The sequence below is a fragment of the Mucilaginibacter daejeonensis genome (assembly GCF_020783335.1).
Classification (GTDB): domain Bacteria; phylum Bacteroidota; class Bacteroidia; order Sphingobacteriales; family Sphingobacteriaceae; genus Mucilaginibacter; species Mucilaginibacter daejeonensis.
Window position 1 is genome coordinate 1,942,006 of record NZ_CP086068.1, and the last position, 18,362, is coordinate 1,960,367.

The 18,362-nt window shown below is 50.0% G+C and carries 11 protein-coding genes; 6 read left to right on the forward strand and 5 right to left on the reverse strand.

Annotation, left to right across the window (positions count from 1 at the left end):
* Positions 1-8 precede the first annotated feature (8 nt).
* Together LLH06_RS08320 and LLH06_RS08325 are read right to left on the reverse strand one after the other, a co-directional pair.
* Positions 9-2,231, reverse strand: a complete 2,223-nt coding sequence (locus LLH06_RS08320; RefSeq protein WP_228172827.1) for a glycoside hydrolase family 3 N-terminal domain-containing protein — start codon at positions 2,229-2,231, stop codon at positions 9-11.
* Between the two features lie 221 nt (positions 2,232-2,452).
* Positions 2,453-3,559, reverse strand: a complete 1,107-nt coding sequence (locus LLH06_RS08325; protein WP_228172828.1) for a LacI family DNA-binding transcriptional regulator — start codon at positions 3,557-3,559, stop codon at positions 2,453-2,455.
* A gap of 254 nt (positions 3,560-3,813) precedes the next feature.
* On the opposite strand from LLH06_RS08325, the gene LLH06_RS08330 reads away from it, so the two are divergent.
* From LLH06_RS08330 to LLH06_RS08350, 5 genes are all read left to right on the forward strand, one after another.
* Positions 3,814-6,957 (forward strand): DUF5107 domain-containing protein, encoded by a 3,144-nt coding sequence (locus tag LLH06_RS08330; RefSeq protein ID WP_228172830.1) that lies wholly within the window; start codon positions 3,814-3,816, stop codon positions 6,955-6,957.
* Between the two features lie 23 nt (positions 6,958-6,980).
* Positions 6,981-7,874, forward strand: a complete 894-nt coding sequence (locus LLH06_RS08335) for a phytanoyl-CoA dioxygenase family protein (RefSeq protein WP_228172832.1) — start codon at positions 6,981-6,983, stop codon at positions 7,872-7,874.
* 26 nt (positions 7,875-7,900) lie between these two features.
* Positions 7,901-8,719: a sugar phosphate isomerase/epimerase family protein gene (locus LLH06_RS08340; RefSeq protein ID WP_228172834.1), complete on the forward strand. Its 819-nt coding sequence runs from the start codon at positions 7,901-7,903 to the stop codon at positions 8,717-8,719.
* Between the two features lie 14 nt (positions 8,720-8,733).
* Complete coding sequence (locus LLH06_RS08345; protein WP_228172835.1) at positions 8,734-10,011, forward strand: sugar MFS transporter; 1,278 nt, start codon at positions 8,734-8,736, stop codon at positions 10,009-10,011.
* A gap of 153 nt (positions 10,012-10,164) precedes the next feature.
* Complete coding sequence (locus LLH06_RS08350) at positions 10,165-11,232, forward strand: substrate-binding domain-containing protein (RefSeq protein WP_228172836.1); 1,068 nt, start codon at positions 10,165-10,167, stop codon at positions 11,230-11,232.
* Here the strand turns inward: LLH06_RS08350 and LLH06_RS08355 are convergent.
* The 3 genes from LLH06_RS08355 to LLH06_RS08365 are packed head-to-tail and all read right to left on the reverse strand — an operon-like array spanning position 11,208 to position 16,879.
* Positions 11,208-11,885 carry a carbohydrate-binding family 9-like protein gene (locus LLH06_RS08355; protein ID WP_228172837.1) on the reverse strand — a complete coding sequence of 226 codons (678 nt, stop codon included), beginning with the start codon at positions 11,883-11,885 and terminating at the stop codon, positions 11,208-11,210. The two genes, LLH06_RS08350 and LLH06_RS08355, sit on opposite strands and share 25 nt — an antisense overlap.
* Before the next feature lie 13 nt (positions 11,886-11,898).
* A complete protein-coding gene (locus LLH06_RS08360) occupies positions 11,899-14,157 on the reverse strand; it encodes a right-handed parallel beta-helix repeat-containing protein (RefSeq protein WP_228172838.1) in 2,259 nt (752 codons plus the stop codon).
* A 10-nt stretch (positions 14,158-14,167) separates the two neighbouring features.
* The gene (locus LLH06_RS08365) at positions 14,168-16,879 is read right to left on the reverse strand and encodes a glycoside hydrolase domain-containing protein (RefSeq protein WP_228172839.1); all 2,712 of its coding nucleotides are present in this window, start codon (positions 16,877-16,879) and stop codon (positions 14,168-14,170) included.
* A 253-nt stretch (positions 16,880-17,132) separates the two neighbouring features.
* On the opposite strand from LLH06_RS08365, the gene LLH06_RS08370 reads away from it, so the two are divergent.
* The gene (locus tag LLH06_RS08370) at positions 17,133-18,278 is read left to right on the forward strand and encodes a phosphotransferase enzyme family protein (RefSeq protein WP_228172840.1); all 1,146 of its coding nucleotides are present in this window, start codon (positions 17,133-17,135) and stop codon (positions 18,276-18,278) included.
* Positions 18,279-18,362 lie beyond the last annotated feature (84 nt).

The window sequence follows — 18,362 nt, forward strand, 5'->3', positions numbered from 1 at the left end:
GATAGCCGTTATTTATTAAGGGTGAGGGTCACGTAGGTCAATTCGGTAGAGTTAGGGCCAACCATTACGGTAAATTTGCCACCCTCAGTGATCCATTGCCCATCCTTCCAAAACTCCAGGGCTCTGCGGGTGATGGGGATGGATACCTGTTTGGACTGTCCGGGCTCGAGCGTTACCCGGGCAAATCCTTTCAACTCTTTGGCGGGCCGGGTGAGCGATGATAGCTCATCATGCACATAAAGTTGCACGATCTCGTCGCCCTTCATTTTGCCGGTGTTGGTCACGGTCACCTGGGCATATACCGTCTCGCCATCGGTCATGCTGGACTGGGACAGGTGCAGGTCGGTGTATTTGAACTGAGTGTAGCTGATGCCATAACCGAAAGCAAATGTCGGATCCCAGGCGGCTTGCCATAACTCACGCGGGCGGCCCGGTGCAAGGCTATTATAAAAGGAAGGTGTTTGGCCAACGTTACGCGGGTAAGTTACGGTAAGCTTACCACTCGGGTTGATCTTGCCGAATATGGCCTCGGCCACGGCGGTGCCGGTGTTTTGGCCCAAGAACCAGCCATCCAATATGGCACCCACATGATCCTTAGCCCATTGTATGGCCGGTGGTCGGCCATGGATCAGTACCAGGATCACCGGTTTGCCTAATGCCGCCACGCGCTCCAGCAACTGCTGCTGCTGTCCGGGCAGGCTAATGTCGTCACGGTCAATGTTCTCCATCACGGTCTTAGCATCATCGCCCAGCACCAATACGTTCACGTCAGACTGGCGGGCGATGTTAAGCGCTTCTTCGATCTGGTCGGGCTTGGGGTTCTGTATGTCAGTACCTTTGCTGTAACGTACCTGCACACCGTTACCCGCCATTTGTTCAATGGCCTTCCTCACGGTGACAAAGTATTTGGGTTGCTGGGTAGAATAAGTGCCTAAACGGATGGTGTCGGCGTTTGGACCGATCACCCCGATATTCTTGATCGCGCCGGGTTTAAGCGGCAGCAGGTTGTTCTTATTTTGCAACAGCACGATGGATCGGCGTGCAGCTTCCAAAGCGAGTTCATCATGCTTTTTATCGTTCAGTACCGAAAGGTAATTTTTGCGCGGGCTGGAAAGCGAAGCATTGATCTGCGAGAAGAACACATCGGCGCCATCATCCTTGCTGCCGGTACCTTTTTCCATAAAGCTCATGTCCTTCCCCAGCGGAAACTCCTCTTGCTGCAAACGCAACAAGTATTTGTATTGTAGCACTTTGCGCACCGAATTGTCGAGTAAATATTGCGGGATGGCTCCAGCCTTCACGCCGGCAATAAGGTCAGGCCCGTAAAGACGTTTAGGTCCCCAGGGTTGTTGCCAGGCTAACTCGGTGGTCACGCCGGCTTCGAGTGCCTTCCGAATAGTCTCATAGCGGTCGGCGGTCACAAAAAAGCGGTCCTGTACCCAGCGGATATCATTATTGTCAGATACCACCAAGCCATCGAACCCATAAGTGTTGCGTAGCACGCCCACCAGCATATCAGTATTGATGTGGCAAGGAACCCCGTTCAAGCTGTGGTGGGCCGGCATAATAGCACCAACATGTGCTTCTTCCACCGCAGCGCGGAAAGGAGGGAGGTGTACCTCATGCAAACTCCGCAGCGATATCTCGACCGCTGCACCGTTTTCGCCACGGATGGGTTCTCCATCGCCTACAAAATGTTTAGCGGTGGCCACTACATGGTCTTTATCAAAACGTTGCGCACCGCGGCCTTGCAAACCATTAATGAACGCTACGCCAATGCGGCTTACCAGGAAAGGGTCCTCGCTGTAAGCTTCTTCAAAACGACCCCAACGAGCCTCGCGTACCACACCCAGCATGGGGGTATAAACCTGGTGTACGCCCAAAGCCCTGGCCTCGCGGGCGATCGCGGTGGCCACACGTTCTACCAAAACGGTATCCCATGAGCAAGCTAAACCTATCGCCTCCGGGAGAGATGTAGTACCTGATGCTACGACGCCATGTAAGGCCTCGCCCGCTTGCATGTGCGGGATGTTGAGCCTCTTGTTGGCGTTAGGGTAAAATGAAGCCAACTGATGTGCCTTTTCTTCGACGGTCATTTGCCCGATCAGTGTCTCGATGTGTTGCCGGTCTTGCGTGCTTAGCGGAAAATAGTTGAAGGGTCGAGACCCCTGACCATGTACGGCCAAGCCAAAGGCACAGCATAAGGACGCAAGCAGTACTTTGTTTCTCATTTTTCAGTATTGGCATTGTCAGGACCGGGCCTGTAGGTTAATTGATCATCACCACCATCTAAATAATAGATAGGGTGTGTACGCACACATAGCGTTTACAATGATAAGCAAATACTAATGATATAAGCAAGTGTGCGCGCACACTTTTAATTTTTCAATAATAGTAGCTATCCGGTGGTAGGAACCAAATGCAAGGTGATATATGGATCTTAGCCACAAATTTATCTTGAACTCATACCGCCTGAAACAGTAAGCGAGATATCGATCGTGTCGTCCTCATCGATGTAATATTGAAGGTTCTCCTTGGTCACCACGTCGAGCGGTAGGTGCTTCACGCTTTTTACCTGTTCTTTGAATACGAGGTGCCGAGCAAGGTAATGTATACCCCAATAGCCCTGCCCGTGTGGGTTCTGGTTGATCAGGAAGCTGATGGTGCCTTTATTAAGGTAATTGATGTTGCGGGTGATCAGGTCATACCCAACAATCCTGATGTGACGGATGCGGCGCTGTTCAAGGTACGCGGCTATCTCATAAGCCTTTGAGGTGGTCACATAAATGCTCTTAAGGTCGGGCGTGTTCTGGCAAATATCATCCAGTTGGGTAGTGAACGCCGCAAAATCGGCCCGTCGTAGTTCGGTTCGGAGCAAATGATATTTCTCGTTCAGAAGGTGCTGCGTAAAGAAGTCACGAAAGCCTCGTTCCTTGTTCATGAGGTGTGCCGAGTTGCTGGTCTCCTCATCAATATGTGCAATGAGCACGCTGCAAGGGTCAGGCTGGCCATACTCGATAAGCTTGCCCGCCAAAAAGCCGCTTTGGTATGAGTCCTGCCCAATGTAGCTTAGTCGGCCGCTGTCGGCTATATCAGTATTAAAGAACACATAAGGTATGCCTTTGTCGGTCCATTGCTCAATGAATGGTTGCGTTTCCTTGTAAAATATAGGGGGGATAAATATGCCGTCGGGCTGGCTGTCGGTCAGCTCCTGAGCTTTCTCCACAAATGATGCAGACGAGTACGGATCGAACACGAAAGGGTGAACAGCGACCTTGTAGCGTTTGAGTTCGCTTTGGGCTTTCTCGATACCGGCCTTGGGCGCATCCCAATAGGGGTCGGTCTGGTTGTCGGGCATCAGCACTGCTAAATGATACACCTTATTAGAAACCAGTGCCCGTGCCATCAGGTTAGGCTCGTAATTCATTTCACGCGCCACTTTCAGCACGCGCTCCCTGATCTGGTCAGACACGCGACCGCGGTCGTGCAGTACGCGGTCCACGGTGCCAGTGGATACATTAGCTTTAAGGGCGATATCTTTGATACGAATACTTTTCACAGGCTATTAAGCGATCTCAAATAAGAAATCTTCGAATTTTCCATCTTAACATAACACAATAATAAGATTTTGAAGTGACATGATGTGAACGTACGCTATAAAATTCAAAATAACGCATTCAAACGAATTACAACAATGTTGTGTGCGCACACAAAAAGTTTAAATAAATTTGGATTGATGATATTCGTTCATTAGGTTTGGGAAGAGAACATCGAACCGACCGTTGAACCACTTGTTCTCGAGCCCTGTATTTTATGAACAGTTCCCTTAAGTCAGCTACCATTAAAAAGGAGATAGTGCCGCTGTTGACCTACCCTTTTTCGGACCCGAGCCCTGTGCCCGAGTTCGGTAGGCTGTACCCGTACAACCGTTTTGACGGTTACACCGACAAGGGCACGATGCAGGATTGGGAAATGATCGTGCTGGAGAACGACCACATCAAGCTTTGGGTGAACCCCTCCGTAGGCGGCAAGATCTGGGGCGCTATAGAAAAGCGTACGGGGAAAGATTTCATTTACTTTAACCATGTAGCTAAATTCAGGGACGTGGCTATGCGCGGTCCGTGGACCTCAGGCGGAATGGAGTTCAATATCGGGATCATCGGTCATGCGCCGTCCTGTTCGGCCCCGGTGGATCACTTTATTCGTGAGAACGCTGATGGCAGTGTAAGTTGTTTTATTGGTGCTACCGACTGGCCATCGCGCACCAATTGGATGGTCGAGATCCTGTTGCCGGGCGATACGGCTTACTTTACCACGCGTACCATGTGGTACAACAACAGCCGGTTGGAGCAGTCTTATTATCAATGGAACAACATCGGCGTAAAAGCTGCCGGTGACCTGGAATACGTTAACCCCGGCAACCAGCGCATCGGTCATGATGGCAAGGCATTAAGCTGGCCTGTGGATGAACAAGGAAGGCAGATCTCCTGGTACGACCGCAATGATTTTGCCGAATACCGGTCGTATCACATTTTTGGTGCTTATTCTGATTTCTGGGGATGTTACTGGCACAACGACCGGTTCGGCTTTGGTACTTCGTCGGCCTATGACGACAAGCCAGGCAAAAAGATTTGGATCTGGGGGTTGTCGCGCTATGGCATGATCTGGGAGGATCTGCTTACCGATAATGATGGACAATATACGGAGGTGCAATCGGGCCGTATGTTCAACCAAAGCATATCGGCCAGCAGTCGCACGCCGTTCAAGCATGGCTCTTTCACACCGTATGTTCATGACCATTGGGATGAGCATTGGTTCCCGGTGAGCGGTATTGATGGGTTTACGTATGGCAGTAGTACATTTTCGTTCTATATAGATGGGTCGGCCCAGCCGTCGGTGCTTCAACTGGTGGCTAACCAACCATTATCAGGCGAGATCAGGGTCGCGGCAGGACAGGATGTCTTGGTTCAAAGGCATATCGAACTCGATACCCTTCAACGCGAAGATCTAACTTTGCCTAAAGGCGGCGCCAAAGACATTTGCCTATATTTTAACGATGAGTTGCTGTATGACGGACTAACGGTGCATCGACCATTAAAGCGTCCGTCACATGCACCTGCTGATGTTGATCAACATTCGGTTCATGAGTTATATACGCAAGCCAAAGAGTGGGAGCGCCAGCGTTTTTACGAACGCGCAGTGAAAGCCTACCATGTCTGCCTCGAAAAAGATCGCTATTACCCCGACGCGCTGACCGGTATGGCCGGTATCTATATCAGGCGGTGCCTTTATACTGAGGCGCAGGAACTACTGCTCACCGCGCTTTCCATAGATACCTATCACCCGCAGGCCAACTATTTGCACGGCATAGTGAACGCCATTACAGGTGATATAGCCGATGCCAAGGATGGCTTTTCGATCGCATGTCGCTCGGTGGAATACCGGACGGCTGCTTACACCGAGTTGGCCAAGCTACAGGTCCGTGAGAAGCAGTTTAAAAAAGCTTTATCGTATCTTGATAGATCGCTGGAGTATAATGTCAACAACCAGCAAGCCATTCAATTGAAGGTAGTGGTCGCTCGCTTGCAAGGAAAAGTAGACGAGGCATTAGAAGCTGTCGATAAGCAATTACACGCTTACCCGCTTGACCACGTGACGCGCTTTGAACAGTACCTTTTAGGAGAGACAGATGCATCAGCTTTCAAACAGGGCATAACCAGTGAATTACCACACGAAACATACCTCGAACTCGCCGCTTTCTATCTGGATCTGCAGTTGTATAAGAATTGTATGGAGGTGCTGTCGCTGTCGCCAGGGTATGTGATGATCACCTTGTGGAAAGCCTATGTTGCGGCCTTACAACGGTCGGCCCAGCAAGCAGATCAGTTGTTGCGTGAAGCTGTCGATATGGACCCATCGTTCGTTTTTCCGCACCGGCAGGAGGATGTGAGGGTGTTGGAATGGGCTGTTGGGCGTGAACGATCGTGGAAGCTGAATTACTACCTCGCGTTGGCTTATGTCCAAATGCTGCGGAAGGATGAGGCGCTGGAACTGCTTTTAGCGTTCGGCAATGGGCCTGATAATTACGTATTATATCTGGTGCGGGCGGAGTTGCGGCATGAGGCTAACCCCGCCGCCTGCGAGGCTGACCTGCGCAGAGCCTTGGTATTAGCGGGCACTGATCATCGGGCGGTCTTGGCACTATCAAGATTCCTGGCCGACCATGGCCGGTGGGCTGAAGCGGTGAAGGTGGTAAGTGCCGGTCATCGGGCTGACCCTGAAAATTACTATTTGGGACTGCACCATGCGGCCTGCCTGATGCACACAGGACAATACGAGCAAGGCATTGACCTCATGAACCGCTTAAAGGTACTGCCTAACGAGGGCGCTTCGGACGGGCGTAAAGTGTGGCGCGAAACACACCTCAATGCGGCGATAAAGGCTATGGACGAGCAAAACTGGGAGCAGGCACTCCACTACATCGACCAGGCCCGTATTTGGCCCGAACATATGGGCATAGGCCGGCCGTATGAGGTTGACGAGCGTTTAGAGGACCTGATGGCATTTTTGTGCATCCGGCAAGATGGTCGCGAAGGGGATACAAGTGAGCTTATCGAAAGCATCATCAGCTACCGGGATCAACATCCCGATACACCATATAGCGCAAATGATACTGCCGCTCTCTACCTATTATTACAGCAGCAGCGCACAGCACAGGCTCAGGAGCTGTTGGCCAACTGGCAATCGCAAGATCCTCAAGACCTGGCTGGGCGGTGGACGGAGGCTTTTGTAAAAGGTGATCAGGATGGCTTGAACGCTATTGGGCGGGAAGAAGTCCCAAAGCGGATACCATTGCCTTACGAGATCCTATTTGAGGACCGAAGCTTTGCTTTTATCAAAAAGATGTACGACCGGAATTGGATCAATATGCCTGCCGCCATCGAAATTAATTTGTAACCGATCATTAAAAATATAATCAAATGGCTGAACATCGATCAGTGGACCTGTCACTACACCATGGTTTGGTGTCTGACTTTTTTAAATGGCCTTCAACCCCCGAAGAGTGGGAGCCATACCGACTTACCCAGGAGCAGGTGGACTTTTTTAATGAGAACGGCTACCTGGCCAACATCAAATTTTTAGAAGAGTGGCAGGTAGATAAGCTTAACGAGGACCTGGCCGCTATTGCCGACCCTGAGCACCCGGATCATTCGCTTTTCTACCAGTTCTTCTCCAATGCTTCTACAGATAAGGATTCGGTACTATTCCATGCGCTTGGTGCCTGGCGTATCACGGCGCCGTTTCACGACATTTTGTGGAACCCGGCCTTTGTGATGGCTGCCAGCCAGTTACTGGGCAATAAGGCGGTGCGCTTTTGGCATGATCAGTTGTTTTGCAAGCCGGCCAATCATGGCGGCGTAGTGGCCTGGCACCAGGATTACTCTTACTGGACCCGCACAGGGCCTATACAGCATTTGACCTCTTGGGTAGGGCTCGATGATGCCACCACCGAGAACGGTTGCATGTATTACGTGCCGGGCAGCCACCGCTGGGGGCTATTAGACAAACCTGAACTGGCCGGCGATATGGAAGGCCTGATGGAATTCTTGACCGACGAGCAAAAGGCCCAGTTCAAACCTGTCCCGATCGAATTGAAACGGGGCTATGGAACCTTCCACCATCCGTTGTTGGTACATGGGTCATACGAGAACCGTTCGGCCCGTCCGCGTCGCGCCTATGTGCTCAACGTATTTGCCGATGGTACCATCACCAATTCAGACAAAGAACTGATGCCGGGTACGCCACACATCCCTAAAGGAGAGAAGATACAGGGACAATTCTACCCTGTGGTATTTGATCCTGCAGAGGTTTAAGCCGATGCCGACAGCACTTTGAGACGGTGAAGATATTATATTTTTGTTCGCGTTGGGGGATGGAGCACTTGCCACCTGCGGAGCTATGCCAAAAGGTGAAGGATGCCGGTTACGATGGTATCGAGACCAGTCTTCCTGACGATGAGGTAGAAGCCAAAGAACTGTTAATGGCTATTGCCGACCATGACCTGCAATGGATCGGGCAGCATTGGGATACCGTGACGCCTGACGCTGGTCAGCATATTACGGAATTTGAACAGCGGTTGCGCATGATGGCAGCTGCCAGACCGCTGTTCATTACCTCCCATACAGGCCGAGACATTTTCAGTTTTGAACAGAACATCGATCTGCTCGAACTGGCACGTCGGATCAGCAAGGAAACAGGCGTTAGCATCATTCACGAGACACATCGTGGCAAGTTCAGTTTTGCGGCACACCTGACCGTACCTTATCTGCAAAGATCACCATGGCTGCGATTAACGCTTGATATCTCTCACTGGTTCTGCGTGGCTGAAAGCTATTTGGCTGATCAAGCACCCGCCGTTGAATTGGCTATACAACATACTGATCACATTCATGCCCGTGTAGGGTACAAGAACGGTCCCCAAGTGCCTGACCCGCGCTCACCGGAATGGGAGGAAGTGTTGAACGCCCATTTGAAAATTTGGGATAAAGTGCTTAAATTACGAAAGCAGGAGGGATATGCACAGTTCACGATCACGCCTGAATTCGGTCCGTGGCCTTACATGCATCTAACTCCTTTTACCGATACACCGCTCAGCGACCAATGGGAGCTGAACGCTCATATGATGAAGCTTTTGAAATACAGGTACGCTAACCTGTGACCCGACCGACTATCATGTTACAAAGCAACGAGACCATTACTACCCCCCAGATCAATAACAGCTATGTGAGGCAGATCTGCATCATTGGCGCCTTCTTCTTTATTTTTGGCTTTATTACCTGGGTCAACGGAACGCTGATCCCCTATCTGCGCATCGCCTGCGAGTTGGAAGAATGGCAGGCCTACCTGGTCACCTTCGCTTTTTATATTTCATACACCGTAATGGCCATTCCCTCGAGTAAATTGCTCGAACGCACGGGAATGATCACCGGTATGCGGATAGGCTTGGTGGTCATGGCCGTTGGTTGTTCGTTGTTCATACCGGCGGCTTTGCTGCGTTTTTATCCCTTGTTCTTACTCGGGTTATTTGTAGGTGGTGCAGGTATGACCTTGCTGCAAACGGCCGTGAACCCATACATCACTTTATTAGGCCCTGCCAACAAAGCTGCCCAGCGCATCAGTATCATGGGTATTTGTAACAAGCTGGCGGGCGTGCTGGCGCCATTGATATTGGGTGCGATCATCCTTAACAACTCGGGCGATCTGATCAAAGAACTGGCGGCGTACAGTCCGGATGAGAAGGTGGCCCGGTTAGATGAATTGGCCCGTATGGTGATCATGCCTTACACAGCTCTGACGGCTATCCTACTGATCATTGCTTACTGCATCAAGTTCGCCCATTTGCCCGAGATCAAACCACCATCAGTAGAGGTGGAAGATGGGTCGGCGACCGCACCGGTCAAAAGTGGTAACACCGACCTACTGTTAGGTTTCATCGCTATATTTTGCGTGGTCGGGCTGGAAGTACTTGCCGGCGACACGATCGGCAATTACGGGTTATACCATGGCCTCAACCTCGATGTGGCGAAAAGCCTCACATCATTCACCTTGGCCTGTACGGTGATCGGTTACCTGTTCGGCGCGTTCGCGATCCCGCGCATGGTATCGCAAGAGAAAGCTTACCTGTATTCGTCAAGCTTAGGGATGGTAATATCGCTGGCCGTGCTCTTTGTACCTGGTATTGGGTCGGTGGCTTGTGTGGCACTTTTGGGTATGTCCAACGCACTGTTATGGCCTGCAATCTGGCCACAAGCATTGAAAGGTTTGCATGGTGCCAGGTTGAACCGTGGCGCCGCCATCCTGATCATGGGTATAGCCGGTGGTGCCATACTGCCGTTAGTATATGGCTGGCTGGCCAGAAGCACCAATAACCAGGTGGCTTACCTGCTGCTGATCCCGTGTTACTTATTTAACCTATATTATGGTATGCGTGGCCGGAGGGCGACCGCTTAAGCTTACCTTAAACTATAACGATGATCTTGCACCGTTGATCATGTTCAGAGATGTACTCGAGCCCTTATCATTACAGAGCCTGGCTACAGGAATTTGTTAGGATGACGGTTTTAGTGTAATTTTGACACCTGCATCAATACCCGCGCAAACTCTATGAAAGTAAATATCAGGATCAAAGATATCGCTTTAAAAGCCAACGTATCCACCGGTACGGTAGACAGGGTTTTGCACAACCGCGGCAATGTGAACGAGAAGGTAAAAGAGAAGGTGCTCAAGATCATCAGCGAGATGAAATATGAGCCTAACTACATTGCCCGCGCGCTGGGATCTAATAAGACCTATCACCTGGCCGCGCTGATCCCTGACCACTCGTTTGATTCATACTGGCTGGCTCCTAAAAGCGGCATTGAAAAAGCCGAAAAAGATCTGGGCAAATTTGGCATACAGGTGCATCAATACCAATTTGATCCTTTCGATGCCAAGTCATTTGTTAAGGCAGCCAAAGAGGTGACCGCCGCCAACCCGGATGGCATCTTGCTGTCGCCCATATTCTACCGCGAGGTATTGCCTTTTTTTGAGGCATGGCGCAATGAGAATATTCCTTTCGTGCTTTTCAACACGCAGATCGCCGAGTTCGATCCGTTGAGTTATATCGGGCAGGATTCTTACCAGAGCGGTTATTTGGCAGGTAAACTGATCCATTATGGCGCTAAGCAGCCCTCATCGGTATTGATCGTGCACATCGACGAGGAGATCAGCAACGCAGCTCACTTATTGAAAAAGGAGCAGGGCCTGCGCAACTTCTTCCTGCATAATGACCTGGCCGACCGTTATCCCATCGTAAAGGCCGAACTGAACCGTGCCGATATCAATTCGTTCAGGCAAAAGCTGAATGAGGTATTTGAAAGTGAACCTAACATTCGTTCGGTGTTCGTGACCACCTCCAAGGCGCACGAGATCGCTAAACACCTGGAGCAACGCCATTTGCCCGATGTGAACATCGTTGGGTATGATCTGCTTCCGCAGAACTTGTATTACCTGAACAAGGGCACCATCAGCTTCCTGATCAATCAAAACCCAAGGGGACAGGGGTATTGGGGCATAAATCAACTGGTAGAACACTTGGTGTTCAAAAAAGAGGTAGCACCAGTAAAGTTCCTGCCGTTAGATATCATCACCAAAGAGAATTTGAACTACTACTTGGACGAGGATACCAACTGATCCTGAGTTGCGCCAAATTTGATGTGCCCAAAAAATTGGGGCAAGTGGAAATTGGGCGTAGGCCAGTTGATCGGATTCCAGCTGAGGTAATGCGGCTCAGGTAATTCATCGCCACACTTATAAAAGTTTCCACGCGCTGTTGATGAAAACAGGTTTGACGACTTGTGCGCAAAGAAAACATCAACAGGAATATCCAATGTCAGTTCCCAATTCATCCGACCATCGCTACCTTTCAGCATTATATTTGAGCTGATCTTCCTGATCAATTCAACCGGTGCTACCTTGCGCTCACCACCGGGTTTGCCGTAGGCCATGTAACAGGTGCCCAGGCAATTGAACTCGAGGTTGTAATAGGTTTCGTCGTCATCAAATGAGATGAAGAACTCCACGCACGAATCCTTGTGAACAAAACTGTTAGGCTTTGTGAAGCGGGCCAATACATGGCTTTCCTGCACGTAGTATTTGAGCAACAACCGATCATGCTGATGCCCGATCGCAAAGGCGCAATCGGGCTTTTTGAGACTATCGTGCCATGGTGCTGATGTTATGCTATGCCGGGGTAATAGGTCGAGCATAGCAGAAACATCATTGATGGATCCATCCCATGCAAGCTGATCAAGTAATGGTACGATGAGGGTTTGTGATCCAGACATGGCCGGCTATCAATTAACGTTCAACGCGTTCTTTTCGGTAGCCCATTTTGTCTAACGGTGGTGCTACAAAACCGGGTAATTCATTATAAATGATCGAATTCTTTTTCAGGCGGAAGTCCAGTTTGCGGTAGTCCTTGAAGCCTGGGTCACCTATGGTCTCAAAGTTTCGCTTATCAACGTGTAGCAGCGTTGTGTCGCCCTCGACCTTATGCTCAATGTTCACCATCACGTTCATGTAAAAAAGGTTTCGTTGTGGCGAGGTTGGTCCTTGGTCAAAGTAGTTCTTCAGTTGTGGGTAGGCCGTAGAGTAGGGCGGCTGTAGGTAATTAACAGCATTCAGGCGTTTCTCGAAGAGTCCACCGCGTTTTACCACACCTTTGGCCCAGTTGTTCAACCGGCGGTCGATGTGCATGGCATAGCGGTTGTTCAGGAAGATGTTGTTGATGTAGCGGTTATCCTGCCCGCCGCCAATAAAGCCCGATACCTGCCCGGCCCGGTAAAATATATTACCGATCACATCCATACCACAGGCGCCGTCATCGTTGTAAATGGCCATGGTCTTGTTCATGCCGCCCACGTTGTGGAAGAAGTTATAGCGAACCGCATTCCCACGTTCAGACGGGTCACGGCCGATATACACCGCGCCCATATCATCCACTTCCAAAGTAGTATGATGGATATCGTTATACTCGATCACGTGGTTGTTGCCGTGTATATAAATCCCGACCGATGGACTGTTAAATATCTCGCAATTGGATATGCTGTTACCCACACCGGCGATGTAGATGCCGGGGCGATAGGTCTTCTCAATGCGGTCAAAATCATGCAGCTGGCAATTCTTAACAAAATTGTTGGCGGGGGTAAGCGTCAAACGGTCGCCGCCCTGAATGTAAAAGCCGCCTGCACCAGTATTATACAGCACACAATTCAGGATGCCGTTATCGGTACCGGCCTTGCTGTCGAACGTAGGATTCTCGTAGTTATAAGCCGGGATATCGCCCCATACACGCGATATCGGCGTGGGTGTCTTTTCGTCCTTGCTGGGCTCCATGCCGCGGCCCATGAATACGCCCATCATGCCAAGGTTGTAAAAGGTGCAGCCATCAATGCGCACATGGTCGGTCTGCTCCATGTAAATGCCCATTCCGCGGCTGGTAGCGAACCGGATATTTTCGATACGCACATTCTTCACACCGTTCAATTCCATCAGTGGAGCCTCGTTGATGGATATGTCTACCGTCTTGAGGTCTTTAGGCGGTAAAAAGTAGAGCGTATGCGAGGCGGAGTCCACGTAATATTCACCCGGTACATCTATTTCTTCGGGAATGTTGTAGGCGTAATAAGCCCTCCACGGTTTACCACTGGCAAAGCCGTAACGGGTGGTCATGGCGGTGGTGATGATGCGGCGTATGGTATCCACCTTGTCCACCGGTACCGCGTCATCGGCGTATCCCCACATAAAGAAACCCGTTAGCCAGGCCTTTTTTGGCTCCTTCCATTTGGATGGGCGCGGGTCATCATAGAAGAACGTTCCCACACGTTTGGCCACATCGGGTTTAGGATTTTTCAGGGTATCTGTCCAAGGGCGAATGGCTACCATGCCTTTACCTTCAGGAAGGCTTTCAAAAGCGGCTTCGGGTATCACCTTGGTGTAGTTCTTTAACTTCAAACTGTCGGGGTTGATCACCGAATCGATAGGAACGGTGCCCTTGTTAGGCCAGCGGGCGATCACGCCCGGGTTACTGTTAAAAAATACTTCCATCCATGACGGACCGAATGGCCGCCCGAAGCCGACCGGGCGTAGTTTCCCAGGGTCGATGTTCAACGCCTTCAGGTCGATCTGCCTGATCTTGTCCCGAAATTCCGGTTGAAAACGTGTATAAAAACCTTTATCGCTCACGGCTTTAATCATATCCGCAGGCACAGTTCTGCCGCCGTGCAGCGTCACCAGGTCCTTTCTGTAAGCTTTGATGATCAAGGCAGTGGTAGAGTTCCAGTTCTTGCCTTCTAACAGCTCGACCGAGCGCTCCACATGATAAGAGCCGCCGCGAACAACTATCTCTATCTTTTTGCTTCCGGCAGCTTTGGCCGATGCCAGGCTGATCGCTTTCTCTATAGAGCTCACGGGGTCATTTGAGGTGCCTGAAGCACTTGGCGAGCCCGAAGTCGATACATATATCTGATTTGCCGATTGGGCTTTTGCATGTGCGCTGATCAGCAAAAGCGCCGCAATTGCCGGTCGTGCTATAACGTTAAAAAAAGTATATCTCATCAGCCGGTCGTTATTTGCGTTCAACCACGATCATGTAACCCTTTGCTGGTTCCAGCGTAAGTTCTTTTTGCAGGTCAATGTTCTTTTGGTCCTGGAAATCGGTTATAGCCGGTATAGTGGCTTTTACACCATCAGGTGTCATGCCCAATGCGGCCCAATTGATGTTGAGGCGGGTCTTTTGCGCTTTGTCTGAGTAATTGGCTACCGATATCAGCACCTTATCCTTGCTTTTGTAAATGGTCACCGCGGCTTCGCTGTTGTCGGCACGTACGGGGCAAGTAGGATTCCAAAAACCGATCATGTCCTTCTTCTCGATCTGGTGTTCATCCCAAAACTTCCACATGTGCTCAGGTGTGCGCGACCGGAACCAGCCCAAACGGTTGGTGATGCCATAATTCATGCCGCGCCACATATTACCACCTTTGTTCAGCATTTGCGAGGTGAGTCCAAAGGGAATACCGCTGATCTCGACCAGCCAGTAGTCAGGTGCCAGGTCGTAGTTGCGTGCTTCCCCGATCCAGATCTGGTCAATGTAAGGCAGTTGCTCCATGTAAACGTTTAACGATGACGCGTACTTGCCGTATTGATTGTAGTGGTTCCAACTGTGCATATCAATGCGCGAACCCGGCCGCTCGCGGTCGAGGATCTTACGGGTGCGCTTCATGGTCTCACGGTCAAGCGCCAGGTCATCAAGGTACAAGCCATCGATGTTCAGATTACGACACATCCAATCCAATCCACCTAAATAGAAATTGTTGATACGGCTATCGGGCGAGGTCAACACCGCCAGATCTTGGCGGCCCTTGTATTTGCCGTGGGTAAAGGTGGCTACCCAACCCGGTATAAAATTGTCTTTAAAGTTCTGTTTCAGCCATGGGTGTACGCCTTTTGGGTTCACCAATGTTCGCGCTTCTGAACCTGGGCCCGGCATAATGATCTCGGTACCTAGGCTGCGCATGGCCCATATCTCTTTGGTATTTACTGATATCTCGCGTGTGGTGTAGTAAATCTTGGTCTTAAGACGATGGGCATGGCTACTATCAATGAAGGCCTTTAGGTCAGGAGTGTTCTCATCCATAAAAGGGTAATCGAGGTACGGGTAAATGTCCTTTTTATGATGGATATTGATGATGTTAGCACCGTGCTCGATCGCCGAAGAGATAAAATGCTTCACCGTATCAACATCGGTGTGGTAGTAACGATCGCCAAATTGAATGATCTTATTAATGGTCTTGAAAGGGGTGATCGATAGGTCGAAATCAAAGTGATAGGTTTGACCCTTGCGCAATATGCGCTGACCTGAATACGCTTTTAATAAGGCACCCTGATCGGCCGACGTGGAAGTGATATCGATGCCGCCCTTTTTACCGTTGCCCCATGATTCGGGTTCGTTGATCGGGCTGAACTCATAGTATATGTTGACCAACTGACGCTTAAAGTTAGCTCCTTTGAACTTGATCTTCAAGCCGCCGTTCACGCCTCCCATCCAAACTTCGTCCTGGTCTTTGTTGATCACATCCCATTTCCAGTTCCATTTGGCCGGACGATAGCCACCTTCTTTATCGAGGCCCATCATATAGAGCGATTTGTCTTTGGTCATGGGCAATTCCAGGTAAATATCGTCGACCGGTATGTCCTTTACAGGCGTGACATCCAGTTGATAACCCATAAAGCCATCAAATTCGGCTGATCCTTTTACCACGATGTTCACATTAGGGTTGCTGAGCGTTGTGGTCCAGCGGGTGCCGCCCGGCAGCGCATCCTGGTAACGTATGGCACTGGTAGTAAAAGGTAGCTGTTTACCATCTTTTTGTACCACGAACCTGAACTTGTTCGACAAGATAGGCTCGGCCTTAGGCATAATATAGGCATTGTTGTGGTCAAAATAACTGCTGATGTTCTGCGGCAAGCCATCGGCACCTAAGGTGATGTCGCGACCGAGTATCTTGATATAGTTATCGGTACGCTCTACTTGTTGATATCCATTGGTAATGTCGTTATCGCTGCCGATGCGGGTGTTCAACCAGGCTAGTCTCGACAGGCCTACCTCACTATCAAAGCCGTGATCAGCTATCTTGCTGCCTTTAACATGAATGTTAATGTTGACCGCCGTTGAAGGCAAGCCGGTGGCTTTGATCACCACCACGCCTTTTAGGTCGCCACTGGCGTTATCAGGTAGCTGAACGCCGAACCAAAGCGGTTGTACGTGGTTTGCGGCTACTTCAAGCTTCTTTTTATAGTTTCTTAATTTAAAGTCTACGCCCTCAGTGTTAAAGCAGGTCACATCAGTGATCTTACGCTTGGCCGCGTCGGTAACACCGCTAAAATCGGTGCCGAGGCGGTGCAGGGGCTGGCCCACCGCGTATACACCGATCTGGAACACGTAGTACTCACCCGGGCGGGCGGTGCCTTCAAAGCTGGTAAGCTGTGCTGCGCTGCGGTTCAGCCAGGGTTTGGGCAATGAATCAAGCAGGCGGATCGAATTGGACCTGTCCTCAGGGAACGTCAGGTACTTTTTACCTGGGAATTTGCCTAAGAAGCGCTTTACGCTTGCGGCGTCGGCCGGATAGGACATCTTGGTGGGCCTTAAGCCAACATCGCCGGTAAGCTGTGTCTCTCGTATGGCGTCTACATCGATGGCATGTTTCTTTTTATCCTCATCATTTTGACTGAACGCATGTGTGGTGGCACATACTAAAAGCAGGAGTAAGGTTCTCTTCATGGTCAGGTACTTGATCGCAGGTGTTAATATATAGAATATAATTGGCGAGTAGCATGAGTGTGGTAGGTGGCCTTCAGCGCATTGCGAGCATCCTGGCCTTATAAATATTCGTACTCAGCGTATCGTATCCAAAAATATAAATAAATTTTAAATTTGTGTGCGCACACAAATTGTTTTTATATATTTGTTTGCGCACACAGTTATTCCCATATCTTTACGAACACTTTATTTTATATCTAATCGCTATCGTTGTATGCAAGCACCGTTACGTTCCGTTGATACGTTAAAAAAAGTTACCGGCCATTTTAAGATCAGTGGTCAGGTGGCAAACATATACGCTTATGGTTCAGGCCATATCAACGATACGTATCGGGTAGTGAACGTCGATACAGATAAGCCGGACCACTTGCTGCAATGCATCAATTCTTACGTTTTTAAAGATGTGCCCCTGCTTATTAATAATATCAGGATCGTCACTGGTCATATTCGTCAAAAACTGCAACAGGTACCAGGCGCCAATGCAGATCAGGAAGTGCTGACGCTGATCACTACAAAGGATGATCAATATTTTTATATGGACGAGGATGGTGTCTACTGGCGTATGTACCTCTTCATTAAAGACACTCTATCCTATGACCAGGTGACCACAGCCAGGCAAGCCTGCGAAGGGGGGAAGGGGTTTGGCAAATTCCAGTCAATGCTGACCGACCTTGATGCTAACCTGCTTGGTGAAACGATCGCTGATTTTCATAACATCGAATGGCGGTTCAAGAACTTTGATCAGGCACTCTCGGCCAACGCGATGGGCCGTGCTGAGGGTGCAACTAAGGAGATCAAGATGGTGAACGCCAGGAGGGAGCAAATGGCAGCTATAATGAATATGGGCCGCCGTGGCGAATTGCCTTTACGCATCACTCACAACGATACCAAGTTCAATAACGTGCTGTTAGACAAGAATGATCAGGCGCAATGTGTGATCGATCTGGATACGGTGATGCCGGGCTACATTGCGTATGACTTTGGCGATGCGATACGTACCATAGTCAACACCGCCGCTGAGGACGAGGCCGATTTGTCAAAGATCGATGTTGACCTGGAGCTTTTTGAGGCATTCACTCAGGGCTTTTTACAAGATACTGCCAAAGCGTTGACCGAGGCGGAGATCAGCTCGCTGGCGCTGGGAGCTTTACTGCTACCCTTTATCGTAGGCTTACGCTTTTTGACCGACCACCTGGATGGCGACAAATATTTTAAGATCCGTTTCCCTGACCATAATTTACAACGCGCCCGTGCGCAGTTAAGGCTCACCGAACGCCTGGAGGAGAAGTTCACGGAGTTGCAGCAGATCATTGCAGCCGCAGCGCAGCGATACCGTACCGAGATGCTTATTAACCACTAATTATAAACCTAAATAATGAACCCTAACACCGACGCGTATGAAGAGAACCAGACCATTATCATGTTATCCTTCTGAATTAAGGAT